General features: G+C 28.0%; 4 protein-coding genes. All 4 read right to left on the bottom strand.

The features are described 5' to 3' along the window. Positions 1 to 210: 210 nt before the first annotated feature. The 4 genes from E1I18_RS03105 to E1I18_RS03850 all read right to left on the bottom strand — a co-directional run bounded on the left by E1I18_RS03105 (position 211) and on the right by E1I18_RS03850 (position 14,803). Positions 211 to 11,238 (bottom strand): GA module-containing protein, encoded by an 11,028-nt coding sequence (locus tag E1I18_RS03105; protein WP_141484141.1) that lies wholly within the window; start codon positions 11,236 to 11,238, stop codon positions 211 to 213. Between the two features lie 578 nt (positions 11,239 to 11,816). Beyond that, complete coding sequence (locus E1I18_RS03100; RefSeq protein ID WP_141484140.1) at positions 11,817 to 13,046, bottom strand: MFS transporter; 1,230 nt, start codon at positions 13,044 to 13,046, stop codon at positions 11,817 to 11,819. Next, a complete protein-coding gene (locus tag E1I18_RS03095) occupies positions 13,036 to 14,706 on the bottom strand; it encodes a zinc-binding metallopeptidase family protein (protein ID WP_141484139.1) in 1,671 nt (556 codons plus the stop codon). The genes E1I18_RS03100 and E1I18_RS03095 overlap by 11 nt, the downstream gene beginning before the upstream one ends. Further along, positions 14,687 to 14,803 carry an amino acid--tRNA ligase-related protein gene (locus tag E1I18_RS03850; protein ID WP_408634154.1) on the bottom strand — a complete coding sequence of 39 codons (117 nt, stop codon included), beginning with the start codon at positions 14,801 to 14,803 and terminating at the stop codon, positions 14,687 to 14,689. The genes E1I18_RS03095 and E1I18_RS03850 overlap by 20 nt, the downstream gene beginning before the upstream one ends. Positions 14,804 to 14,932 lie beyond the last annotated feature (129 nt).

The raw sequence follows: 14,932 nt of genomic DNA, 5'->3' as shown, positions 1-14,932 counted from the left end.
ATTCTTCATAACTAAATTATATCAAATTGTATATAATTGTATATAAAAAGTTAAAAAAAATTAAGTACGTAGTACTTAATAGTCGAATAAGTGAGCGATTAATTATCGCAACTCAGAAACGCAGGAAAAAGTGAATAAATTTTTTTTGATTTAGTTTTAAGCCAAAAAAAGCAAAAAAGAGCATGTTTAAATGCTCTTTTTTGTGTTTTTTTAAGCGCTATATTCTTTCATTATAGATAAGTCTATACGGAATTTTGTATTTTTTGTTATTTCATAACCGTAAAGATTATTATTTTCTTTAAATGCATTAATAAGATAACGTCGAGTTTTAAACGAAGTATTTAAATACAAGTTATCAAATGCACCAAACATATGTTTTCCATTTGTATATTTAGATAATAATGATGAGTGATTGTTGTATGAATAATCTATATCATCTGTTGTAAATATGTTTAATGCTATTGCAGATAATTCATCTATTACTCCATAAATTTCATCAATACTTGCATTATTATTGTTTTTTAAATCTTTAATAATTGTGTCTATTAACGAATTTTCTCTACTATTTTTATCATATCAGTCTCAACCACCTTCAATATTATTTTTGTTTCCAAGTCTAGACTGTCACTGAGTTGCACCACGGAATGCTAAAATTAAGTAATTTCTATCATTATCATTCATTCTAACAACAATCTTGTCTCATAAATGTGCAAACATTGAAGTTGTTCGTGATCTTTTATCAGTATCATAATATGTTGAGTCATGTTCTAATATTTTTTCATTACCTATTGTAACAACATATCCAGTTAGTTTATGTGTATCTCTAAATGCATCAATAAGCGACTGAAATGCTTCACGATATTTTTCTTTACCTCTTCAATCTATTTTACGACCATTATTTATAAATCACTCAAGAGAATTCAATACCGATGTTAATCGTCTAGATTCAGCATATCTTTCAAACAAGAATTTTTTCTCTATTTGTACCATTTCTTCATTCGATTGAGCATTTTTCAATTCTTTCTCAAAGTCTGCTAAATATAACTCATCAACATAATTATTATGTCGTACAGGAATTTTTTTCTTTTGCTCAGGTGTGAAGTATTCCACAAAATTATTCGATATTGCTGCTTCTAGTCTAGTTCTTGCTTTGTTAACAACAGCTTTTATTCTTTGATCGTATAGTTCTTTATGTTTTGCAAGCATCTCGTTATAAAGTTGAGTTAATTTAGTTATATCTTCACCTGCATTGTGTAGTTTATTAGCATACTCATCTTTTTTATTACCCGGCATACTACCAAATAATTTTACTATTTTAGCTTGTAATAATAGAACAGATGTTCTAACTAAACCTTCTTTAGAATTCAAGGCTTTTTTAAACTCATCAGGAGTAAATTCTGTAATTAATTTACCTGGTTTTTGACTATTATTTAATTTGAGTTTGTTTTTGTCATCGCTACTTAATTTGTTGTATGAACCTGTGTAGTTATTGTTTATTAAATTAGATAATTCAGTGTGATGTTTGTTGTAGTCATCAATTGCGAGAATTAATTTTTCTACTTCAGCTTGAGTTAATGTGTCGTTAAGCAATTCGTTAAATTTGTTTTTGTGTTCTTGCTTGCTTATTTTATCTATTTTATCTTTTGCTTCTTTGTGTTTGTTAATATAGTTAACAGCTTCATCACGCAATGATATTAATTCCTGTTTAGAATGTTTTGATTTTATTTGGTTATCATAGTGAGTTTTTGCTTTACCACTTAATTTATTGTCAGTAGCTAATCTATAGTCAATGAAACCGTGGTAAAGAGGTACTTTTTCAGTGATAAATTTACTTAATTTTGTTATATCACCAAATGTTCTAACTTCTCTCAATAATTCATCATATGTTTTAAAGTCAAATTGATGAGCATTATCAAGTTTATCCTTGTGTTCTTTAATATAACTTCCAGAGTGATCACGTCCATTTCAGAATTCATTTAATTTTGATGAGTAATTAATAGCTTTGTCTTTGATAACTGCTGCTTGATGAGCGTCGTTTGCGGTGTTAAGTTCTTCTACAAAGTGTTTTTGTGCTAGCACATCACCTGTAAAGGCAGGTCTAAATTGGTCAATTGATTTACGAACTTCATCAGCTAAAGCACCTAAAGCTTGTACATTGCTGTCTGTAGCTTGGTCAAGTTTGTTTTTAAATGTTTCACGTAGTTTTTTATATGCATCGTTAACTTCTTTAACATCTTGAGCACTATTATTTTCACCTATAAATCCGTTTGCAAGATCTACTATATTATTTATTAATAGTTTAACTTTTTCATATGGAACAAGTTTTGCAGCTAATGCATCTAATTTCGCTATTGAATCAGCTTTAGAAAGTTCTGTTGTTCATTCATCTGTTTTTTTGGTTAAATTAAGCGCAGTAATTCTAGATTTAATTTCACCAACTTTTGTATTAATTTGGTTTAACTCAGATTCAAGATTTGATTTGTTTGTATCTTCATAAACTAGTGATTTGTGTGATGCGTATCCATTTACTTTTGCTTTAAGAGCTTCTTTTGTTTTAGTTGATTGCGATTGGTAATTTCCATCCGGATAAGCAATTTTTTCAATGAATGAATTGTAGTTTTGTTGGAATGCTTCAAAGTATATTGTAGCTATTTGATTTAGGTTGGTATCAATATTAGAATTGTTTGGAACTTGGTCTACACGTGCTACAAAGTTATTGTTTTGAGGAAGGTTGTTTAAAGTACGCAGAACATTTTTAACATCTCTTTTTAGTGTTGCATATAGTTGTTCTTGCATTCCTGCGGGTGTTTCAACACCATTAGCATTTCAAGTTTTGTTGAATCTATCTCATAATCTTTGTGTTAGATTGTTTTTTGGAAGATATTTATCCAATGCATCTCGATATGTTTTGACAATTTGAGCTCAATTTTCAGGGTATACTTCTTTTATTCTGTTAGGTGTGGTAGCTTTATTCAATTCTCGTTTAATAGTAGCAAGCGCTTCTGAATTAGCTTCATAAGGTAATTTATTTGTATTAATTTCTTCTATACGTTTATCAAGTAGGTTTTTAATTGTTGAAACTTTTTCATAAAGCGGGATATAACCTTCAGGACTTGATATGTGGTCAACTTGTCCATTTAGTGTGTTTCTTGAATTATTTGCATCTTGAGAATTATTATCCGGGTATTTAATTTGTTTAACAACATCTTTAATTTGTTCAACAAACTTAGATTTTACATCATTTAATAATGTAGATGCCTGCTCAGCTGATTGAACCATTCCTTTTCGTTTAGTAAATTCAGCATTTTTAGATGGATCTTTAATACTAAATTTAGCATATTCATCAACATATTTGGCTGCTAAGGTATATTCAGATTTGAATGCTTTAATTTTATTTAAAGCATTGTCGATGTTTTCGTTGTTTCGAGCATCATTAATTAATTTAGATAATTCTGTTCTGTTACTTTCAACACCTACAGAAGATAATATATTTTTAGCTTCATTAACTTTATTATTAAATTGTGTTGCTTGCGAAACAATATCATTTAATTTAGAAACGTTGTTTTCATTGTCAATTAATGTGTATCAATGTTGTTTTTGTTCTTGATTTAATGAAGAAAGTTTGTTTATCTCATCTTTTTTGCTTACTTTAACAAGCTCAGCATCAATTTTATTAGCAAGCGTTATTGCTTCATTTTTCTCATCAACCCTTAGTAATTCTGCATCAAATGCATTTACCTTGTCATTGTTTTTAAATGCAGATTTTTTGTACTGATCAAGTTTATCTTTTGCTTTATTGTATTCAGTAATAAAATCATTTACTTTACGTTCAATTGTTAATGCTTCATTGTAATTTTTTATACCTTCCACATCCCTTAATAGAGCTGCGTTGTTACCTGATGGAAGAAGTCTTAATTTAGCTTTAATTTTTAATATAACTGATGCAGTTTTAACTATTCGATCTTTAAGTGTTTCTATACGATCTTTGCTTTGTGCTTTTAAAACTTCATCACGGTAATATTCATATGTTGTGGTAGGAAGATCTTTTAATGAACTTGTTGCTTTAAGATAATCGATTAGTCCATGGTAAAATGCATAATCAACATTAACTATCTTATCTACTTTATCAAAGTCTTCTAATTCACGAATCTCTTTTAATAAGTTTTCATAAGTTTTGAATTTAACACCATCTACAATTTTTTTACTTATTGGAGCATTAGCATTTTCTGATAAAAGTGTTTTGTTGTCTTTTATATAACGACCATTGTATGTTTTTGTATCTGTTGTTCATCATGCTCTAAATAGACCATCAAATTTTATAGCATCATCTAAAATTGGTTTTAATTCTGAAATATTGGTTGTATTCGTTATTTTGTCTACATAACGCTTCATTACAATTGTGTCAGTTGTGAATAGAGTTTTCAATTTATTTAGAGTAGCAATCGTTTTCTCTAAATAATCTCTAAATGTTTGCACATCACTTTGTGAAGAGGAAACTAAATTGTCGAGTTTTTCTTTAAGTTTAGCTTTAAGTGTATCTATAGCTTGGTTTACTTTGTTTTTGTCTTCATTAGTTGAATCAGTACTTGTATTTGGATTTGTATTTAAGTGAGTTATTTTATTTAATTCTTCTTCTAATGTTTTAATAGTTTTTGCATCATCTTTAATCTTGTCTATTTGAGTTATAAAATTATTTACTGATATATCATAAGTTAATGCAAGACGGTTATTAAGTTGATCTTTTTGTGGTTGTGAAGTCAATTTAGCAATTTCAGTATTTGCAGCAGTCACATGTTCTTTAATTTCTTTTAGTTCTCTGTAAGATTTACTAATTTGATTATTTTGGTTAAATTTTGACTCTTCTTTAAAGCCTTGAACATATTTATTTTTTAGTTGTTCTACAGCATTTTTGCTTGGAGATTGAGGGAAACCAATATTATCAATAAATGCTGATAAGTCGTCTTTTTGTGCTTTGATTGTAATGTCAAAAATGTCTTTAAGTGCTTTTGTAAGAGATATTGGGTTAGGTGAAATGTTATTTGCGCGAATTAATTTAATTTTAGCTTTAATTTCATCTTTTTTATGTTGATCATTAGAAATTAATTTATCAATTTTTTCAAATGCCTCTTTACGCATTTCATCAACTATTTTGTCTTGCAATTCTTTTAAAGTAAGACCATTATCTGGTCGCCCCTCAACAGCGCTTGGATATGTTTTTTGAAGCTCATCAGATAATGTATTTGCGCCAAAGTAAAGATTTACAACACCAGACGCTTCATCTATTTGAGTTAATCAATTGTCTGGTAATGCATTGTCAAGTTCTGTTACTGTAGTTGAAGCATTAATTGCATCAGCTATTTTAGATTTAGCATGAGTATATGAAGGATATTTATTGAATATTTCATTAAATTTCGTTACTTTTTGTTCTAGTCTTTGAATAAATTTGCCGATTTCAGTTTTCTTAGAATTTAGATTTTGAGTTGTATCGATTTTTTCAATTTCTTTGGTTAATTTCTCAATAGATTTTTTGTAAACATTTGAATTATTGTGTTTGATGAATTTAAGAGTTTTGATTGTTTTTTCAATGTAATCTTGTTTTTTAAATTCAAGAAGACCTTTAAGGAAAACGGGATTGAATTGTTCTTTTGTTGTTTTAGAATCCAATTCATTAAGTAATTCATCTCGTTTTGTGTCTTTAAGACCTTTGATATCAGCAATTTTGTCAGCAATTTTTGCACGTTCGAACTCTAATTCTGCTTTAGCAAAACCAGAAGGTTCATGAACTTTCACGATTTCTTCGTTTATTTTTTCTTTGTATTGTGGTAGTTTAATTGTATTTACTTTATTATTAAAATCAATAATTTTATCATTAAGTTGTTTTACTTTTTCAAGAACTTTATTGATAGCTTGTAAATCACCAGCATTTGTTATACTTTGTTTTAATGTATCACGTGCACTTTCAGATTTTGAGTTATCTAGTGGATAAGGTAATTTATCAACAGCAGATTTAGCATCAAGTTTTTGTGTTTCAAGAATTATTTGATCAATTGCATTGAATTCTTGACTTAAATCAGTTATAGAACTTGCTGCTTTGTCGGTGATTTTTGCTTTTTGCTCAGCTTTGACTTTTGCATCAAGATTGCTTAATGCCTCAATAATTGAATGAGCTTTATCGCGTTTTGAACTATAAATATCATGTTTTAGAGTATTTAATTGTTCTTGCGTTGTTACTTCTTCATATTGAGATTTTAGTTTGTTTTGTTGAGCTGCATCAATAGCATTTGGTTCTTTAGATATAAAAGTAAAATAGTTACCAAGATCTTGTTTAAGATTTGCTAAAACAAGATTATCAACTTGTGTTTTATTAGTTTTGGTATCAAGTAAGTCTTGAAGACGTTTTCTACCTTTTGAATTTGATGTTTTGTATGGTATTCCTTCGATTTTTTGTTTTGCTGATTCTAATGATTTATCAAGTTCATCTAGTTCATGTATTTTTTGATTATGTTGTTGTTCACTATCAATATTTACTAATTGATGATTAAGGGTTGTTTTTGCTGGTGCTTTTGTTGAGTAGTATTTTAATTTATCAATACGGGCTTCAATGTCTGCTTTATACGCTTTATGAAGCTTATCTTGTTTTTGTTGATAATTTAGATTGCTTAAATTATTTGTGAATGGATCTTTATCTTTAAGATGTGTAAGAGCACTAATTTTACTTAAAACATCATCAGTGTCTTTTTTAATTTCTTTATTTAATTCATCAATGAATTTATCTAGATTTGATGTGGTGGTTTGTTGATTTAACTTGGTATTATGATTATCTAATTGAGATTGATTTGTTTTAGATATTAAATCTTTTGCTTGACGAACTTTGCTTTCAATTTGACTTAAATCTGTATTTCATTTTTGAGCAAGTGCATCAATTTCTTGTGGATTTGTTTTACCTTTAAATTCTTTTTCTATTTCTGCAACAATAAGTGTTGAACCAGTAGAATCGGTTTCAGAATTAGATTTTGGATAACCTAAAGTTTTAGCACGCTCAATGATATTTTTCTTAATCGAATCTTTGTATTCTTGCTCATTTTGAGTTTTTGCGCTTTCGATGTGTTGTTTAAGAATTTCAAATTTTGCTTCAGTGTCTGCACGTTTCAACTCTTCTAGAAGTGTTTTTTTACGTTTTTCAGCATCTTTAACTTGAGCATTGTTGCTAATTTCATTAATTTTTGCTTTTGCATCACTAATTTTTTCAGGTAATTGTTTAATAAATTTGTCTAATTCATCAAGGATTGCATCTGAAGAAGCACTATTAATTTTTTCATTTAATGAATTAATTGCTTCAGCATCTTTTTCATAACCAGCATCAGCTACTTTTTTAATTAATTTGCGTTTTCTAATTTCAAGTTTAACTTTATCCAAACCTGCAGTATCAGTAACTTCAACAATTAACTTATTAAGTTCAGTTCTCGAATTGTCTAAACCAACAACATCAGTTGCTTTTAGACCACTAATTTCATCTCTAACTTTATGTAATTCGGTAATAAAGTCTTGAACTTTTTTAAGTTCTTTAAGATGAGAGTCTACACCAGTGACATTTTTATCAATTTGATTTCAAATTGTTTGTTTTGTTTTATTAAATTTATCTTTAATAGATTGCTCGCTGACATCACCATTAACGTATTCGCTCAATTTAATAAGGTTTTTGATTTCTTGACGATAATCATCAACACGTGCATTATCCACAATTGTATCGATTTTATCTGAAGAGTCAGCGCCACCAACTTCTTCTTTAAATTTATCTCGCGCAGTATCTCCTAAATGACTTAATTTATTTATCTCAGCAAGAGCATTGTTGATGTCTGCTAAGTGTGCTTGCTGAATTTGGTTAGTTAAAGCGTCAAAACCTGCATCAGTATGTGTTTCACGAAGTTTCTCTCATAATGGTTTTCTAGCTTCTTGAGAAATTTTGTTAATATCTTCAATAGCTTTGTTGATTTTTTGTGTGATTTGTTGTAATTTACCTTCAACCTCTTTCATTTTTTGAGGGTTAGGCACACCATTAGAATCAACATATGATCGTTTAATTTCTGTGATAGCTTTTGCATTGTGTTGACCACGACCAGCAACACTACCATTTGCATTAGGATATGGTAAAGTCTCCACTTTGTGGTCTAAAACTGATTTAGTTTTTTCATTAGCTATTTTTTCATTAATTAATGTGTTAAGTTTATCGAATTCATCATTTGTGTTTGCTTTATTAAACTCTTCAGTTACATCTGAGGGAACTGCATGAAGATTTTGGAGTGTATCATTAATTCTTTTAACATTTGACTTAATATTTTGAAAATCACTTCTCTTAAAGTTCTCTAATTGCTCTTCACTATCTATTTTTTCAACTTCTGCAATGATATCTTGAATTGCTTGAGCGTTTTGGTGAGCTGGATATTCTAGTTTTTTAACATGAGTATCTATAAAATCATTTAGTTTATCGCGTAATTGAGCATCAGCGTAAATTTTGTTTAATTTATCATAATTGTCTGTTTCAAGTTGGTTAATTTTATTGATAAATTCATCACGTTGTTGTTGAGTAAGGTGACTTAAAGTATTGATTTTGTCAACAAAATCATTTTTATCATTTGCTTTTGCATCTTTAATTTTTTGGAATAAGGTATCAAATTCGTTTGAACCTTCAGGTAATAAATTAGTTTTGTCAAGTAGATCATTCAATTCTTTTTGACGATCAGAGCTTAATTTTTCAATTTCTTTTTTAGCTTCTTGAATTTTGCTGTTTAGAACACCAATTTGGTTGATTAATTTAGTAATTTTTTGAGTTTTTTGGTGTGGACTAAGACTTTGATCTTTTTGGATATTGTCTATTTCAGTAAGCATTTCTTTAATAGCTTCTGAATTTTCGCCGCTTGGATATGGAAGTGATTTAATTTGACGTTTAGCATTTTCAACAATGTTTGTATTTTCTTTAGCAAGTTGATTGTCTGCTTCGGTAGTTGCTTCTGTTATTTTTTTGTGAGCATCTGCATCATCAAGTTCAATGTCAAGAATTTTGTTTTGTAAATCACCACGAATGCCTGGATCAGTAATTTTAGATACTTTTTCAAGTGCTTTTAGTTTTGCTTCAATAACTTTAAGTTCTTTGACGTTTGAGGCTAACTCGGTTTGTGAAACTAGTTGATCTTTGATTGTGTCATCAAGTTTACTGTCTGCTATGTGTTGAGAAGTTGAATTTTTTTGCGCTTCAAAAAGGCGATTTGCTTCATCGCTGATTGCTTTGTATTGGTCTTGAGTTAATGTATCAGTATTAGCTTGTTTATTAAGCTCATTATATCGTTCGTGATCGTTGGCTTTTTGTGCATTTGTTTTAGCTTTTTGTTGTTCATTGTGCAATGTTCGTTGTGCTGTAGAAATAATGTTTTCAAGTTCACTGATACGTACTGCTGGGATTTGAATTAGTTTTTTAAATACTTCTTTTTGGTCGCTTTCACTTAAACGTTCAACAAGTTGTCTAGCTTTATCACGAATGTTTTCACGAATTTGATTTAGTGAGTCTACTTGTTTTTTGATTTCTATTAATTCAGATTCTTTGGTTGCGGTTTTAAGTTTTGATGATAGAGTATTTTTTTGTTCAAAGTCATCTAGAATTTCAAGACCTTTTCTGATTTCGCTTCGTAAAGCATTTAGAGGTTTGTTTGCTTCTTTAATAATTTCGTCATAATCAAAGATATTTAGATTTGGTTGAGCAAGACGGTTTTTAAGTTTGTCGTGCAATTCAGTTGAAACATCAAGATTGTCAACAGCTTTAGGTGCTTCATGTTTAAGTACTTCAAATACAAGTGCTTCATTGATTTTATTAATAACTTCACTTGAATTTTGAGCTGTCATTGTGTCTACAAGTGCTAAAAGTTCATCTTTGTTGCTCAAAGGTACAGAGAAATTGTTAATTTTGTCTTTTAGTGCAGCTTTTTCATATGCTATTGTGTCTTTTGGACTTTGTTTATTAAGTTCACCAATAATTTTGTCATGAACATCTACAATATCTTTGTGTTTAGAACGACTTTTACCTAAATATTCAGATCTACCAATGTCGTTATTTAACTCTTGAAGACGGTTGATGTCTTCAACGTGAGTAATTAAGTTATTTAATTCTAAATAGTTTGCATTTTTAATAGAGTTATAGTTTTGTGAACTTTCTTCAATGATTTGTGCTTTTTTAACATCACTAGCTAAGTTATCTAAGTCTTTTTCATTGTTGCTTTGTTCTAAGTCTGCATTAAATTTAGATTTTGTGTCTTCAATAAGAAGTTTATTGATTGCACTTAAAATGTTGTCTCTTTTGTCGTTGAGAATTTTGTCTGATTGCGCATTAATAGAATCAAGTTCAGCTTGTTTAGTAGCATCTTTAGTTTTTTGAAGCAGTTCATTTTTAACTTGACCATCGTTAAGTCTAAATGTATTGTCATTTGTATCAAGTTTGTTTTTAAGAAGTTGAAGTTTTTCAAGATCTTTTTTTGTTGTTAAGTCTTTAATGCTATCAATTCAATATTTTTTAGAGTCTTGATTGTAATTAGAGTTATTATTAACTCTTTGAATTAATTGCACATTAAGTTTATCGATTGCTTCTTGACGTCTTCTGGCACTATCTGCTTCATTAGCAAGGTAAATTAAAATATCACCTTTTAGTCTATCAAGGTCAGTAGAATTTCGTGATTCGGTTTGGAAACGCTTCTCAAAACGTGCTTTATCAGATGGTTTAGTTATATGACTTAATTCACTTGAAACTTCTTTGTCTAAATCTTTAATATTATCAAGTTCTTTTTTAAATGCAGACTTTTGCGCTTTATTTTCAAGGTTTTTTACTCTAGAAGCTAATGAAGATTTAACTGAAGATGAAATAATTGAATTTTCTACTTCAGCACTTAAATTTTCAATGTCTCTTTGGTGGTGTTGCTGAATTTGACTTTCTAAATCTTCTAAATCTTTAAGGTTATCTGGTTGATAACGTCTTCTAAGAGGATTATCTAAAAATTTTTCTATTTCACGTGTCAAGTCATCATCGTCATAAAGAACATCTCTTTTGTCGTCTTCAAGTTTTTTAAGTCTTGAATCATATTCTTTTTGTTTAGTTTTACTTACAATTATTGTGTAGAGCGTTGCAGCCGCAGCACTACCACCTAAAGCTAGTGCGGTGGCTAGTATTGCTATAGTTTTTTTATTTTTCTTTTGCATAAATTACCTCATAATTAATTTATTTATGTTTAAATCTTATTCTTTTAAAAACAAAAAAAAAAAAAAAAAACAGCTGTTGCTTAAAAATATGTTAAATATCGTGTAAATTTATCTCATTTTTTTCACAAAAGTGAAAACAAAAATTAATGAATTCGCATGCTTAAAGAACATAAAAAACTTAAACAAAAACATTGATTATAGAGTACTTTTGATAGCTAAAAACAATCTTTGCAGCATTAAAAAAATATCTTATTTTGATGTTGTAAAGAGACTTATATTTTAGAAATTAGATTACATTTACACAAAAAAATATGTGAAAAAAAACCATATGTATGGAAATTTACCACAAGAATGTTGAATCATTTGAAAAAGTACATTTTTTGCTGTTTCAAAAGTGCAAATTTAAGATTTTTTGAACTACTTATGTTATTTTGAGTATGCTTAATTTTCAAAAAATATGTTTTAATTCTGCATGTGAAAGCGAAATTCATCAAGAATTTTAAATTCAACACATTAGTTGAATTTTTGCTACAAAATAAAACGTAGAATGCAAATGCAGACTACGTATTCAATAATTGTTATTTATGTATATTATGTTTAAAAATGAATTGTTCAGAAATGATAATTATTATGCTTGTAAGTAAAATTAATGATGTAAAGATGCTAAAAGTAACAAAATAGTTGCTTTTATGTGTAATTAAGGTAAATAGAATTATTATTAATGAAGATGAAATAACTCTAAAAATTAGGGTGTAAATTGTATTTTTTTTGAATTTTTCTTCTTTAAAAAGTAGGTATGTATTCGTATAGAATATTGCCAAGAACAAGGAGAAGAAAAGTTGTTGCAGACCTATCATTACAAGGTAGACTATGTTTTTTGTGCTACTAGTTATATTAGCAAATAGAATAGGTATTGTTGCTATTGCAACAATGTTCATTGGTAAAAGTATTCAATAAAGTTTAATTTCTTTGTTTCTAATAACTAAAGAAATTAAACTTCCAATTAAACCAAAAGCACTAAATATTATGTTTAAGACAAATGATCATTTTTCTGTATCTAAGGATATTTCTTTAAAAAATTGCGACATACCTGAAGTACGTGGAAAAAGAAAGAAACCAACAATAAAACTACATGCAAAAGTATATACTCATTTTCAGGTAGATAATTTAGAGCTTTTAACAATTCGTGCGTCAGCGTTGCTTGAGATATTTGATGTAGTTTGCAGCGCTTGAGTTTTGAATTTTAAGCTTAAATATAATAGACCAGAAACAAAATAAGTTAGCATATTCATAACAATTAAAGATCAAAAAGGTAGTTTTGTAAATAGAATGTATGATAATAAAGCAGCAACAAAGAATGCTAATGCCGTAGCAATAATTGTTAATACATTGTAGGTTTTTATGTCCTTTTTGCTTTGTGCCAAATAATAAAGTGAAGCTTTAAGAGCAACAAATCTAAAGGAGTGAATAATATTCAATACAACGTTAATTATCAATAAAAATACTGAAAAAATAAACAATCTATTGTACTTAACAAAGAAAAACGAACTGCTTAATACTATTGCTAAGACAAATACACTGATAATATCTGTTGCAATAAGAATGTTTTTTAATTTTAATTTCGAGGTAACTTTTTTGTTTAACAAATACGAAATGAAAACAGGAACCTGTATTAATAAATATAAAATAGTAACAAGTCAAAAACTTGTTGTAAATTTGTATATGTATATTGCGCTGCCAAGTTTAAATGCTTCTGATCCTATCATCGAAAAAATCAGCGCAATAGAGTACTTAGATTTATTTTCCATTGTTTAATTCCTTATCTATAATAAATATTGCTTGCAACATATATATAATGTTGAAAATGCATATTGATGAATTCATACTGTGTATTAAGTCACAGGGCAATGCTAGTGTAATTGAATATTCGTTTTGACTTAATTCTGTAATATCGCTTGAACCTGAACCAAAATAGTTGGAAAAAGGAATAGAATATTTATCTAGTATATTCATAATTTTATTTGTGATTATTGGTTTGTATGTTGTGAAAAAATCTGCTATTCTAATAAGTAATCCTTGGTTTTGCCATTTTTCATATTGAGATGTTTCTAAATTTATAAAATAGTTGCTTTTTATTGTGTTTTTCAAACTTTTAGCACCATTTAAATATACTTCTTCACTTTTTGTCAATATTACATTAGATTTTAGTTCATCATTTTTACACAATCAATTAAGTAAAAAAACATTTATTTTATTATCATTATTGCGACTTGTGAAATTGAAATTTTGAACAATTGGTTCTACGTTTGATGCACAATAATAAATGTTTTTGTGTGAGTTTTCATTTATAAATGCGTTGTTTTGTATTAGTGCTTTAGGTCTATTAATTTTTACATTTTTTTCAGGTGAAAATACATAATTGTTTTCGGTTCGAATATCTAAATTCTTTGCAATCAGATTTCCTGCATCATCAAAAATGTTTATTTTGCATTTATCTATTCAATTTAGTGTGCCAAGACTATAAATTTTATTATCAACAATTAAACCCATCACCTCATCGCAATGTGCATTGATAAAAACGTTTGATGCTCCTTTAAAAATTTCATAATAACCATTTTTATCTGAATATTTATCGAACAAATTTTGCACTAATATTTTTTCATTACCTGGAGGTGAAATTAATGAGTATTTTTTTAACATTGTATCAATTAGATTGCTATGAAAATTACTTATTAGTCTACTGTTAAATCTAATGTAGTTTAATACATCTTTATCATTTGAAAAGCGAGCAAAAATCGTCTTAATTTTATTAAATGTTGCTTTTAGTTCATCTTTTTCAACCTTAAATGAATTATAACTTTCTTCTCATCACAAAAATTTATCGTATTTGTAATAAACATAAATAAGTGTTGAATTATTAATTAGGTTCAATAATACAGATTTGTAATTATCAATATCAAAATTGTCTAATACTTTAGTTGCTTCATTTATAAGTTTTAAATCTGATATAGTGTTATTAATTTTTTGTTCTTTATCACTATGCAAATAATATGAAGACATCACGTACGTTAGCATAGTGATTTTTCCAACTAGTAAATAGTCTATATTAGTAAAGTAGATGTTATCACCTGCATTTTCTATTCATCTAGTATCAATATATTCAAAAAGAATAAATTCAACATTGCCAAATTGCTTGTTAAATATTGTTATAAGATTATCATCACTTCGCAATATTTCAAAGCCACCAATTTTTGTTAAATATGAAATAAATTCTCTTCTAACCTGTAGATTTTCATTATTTACAAAGCAAATATCAATGTCATTAGGTTCGCGATCAATTAAATTTTTAGTACTTAAAATTGCTGAACCTTTGATAATTATTTTTAAATTTGTTTGGTTTGTTTGGTTGTATTTACTTAGTATTGAAGTAATATAGTCTATTTTTTCTTTAAGGTTCAATGATTTCATTTGTGTCCCTCGGTATAACTACAACATTTCTTATATCATGTTCATTAATTAGAAATAGTATTAGTCTTTCAATGCCAACTCCAAAACCAGATGTTATTATTCCTGAGTTTCGGAGTTTAAACTAAAAAAGCGAAATTTGCGCTATTTTATACGCAAAAATCGCTTTTTTTAATTTCTTACATACCATTTTTAATAATTGTGTTTATTTCTTTAAATTTTTCAATGT

It is taken from the genome of Mycoplasmopsis mucosicanis, from assembly GCF_006546935.1.
Classification (GTDB): domain Bacteria; phylum Bacillota_I; class Bacilli_A; order Mycoplasmatales; family Metamycoplasmataceae; genus Mycoplasmopsis; species Mycoplasmopsis mucosicanis.
Note: the sequence above shows the minus strand (reverse complement) of the source record. Positions and strands in the feature narration are given on the sequence as shown.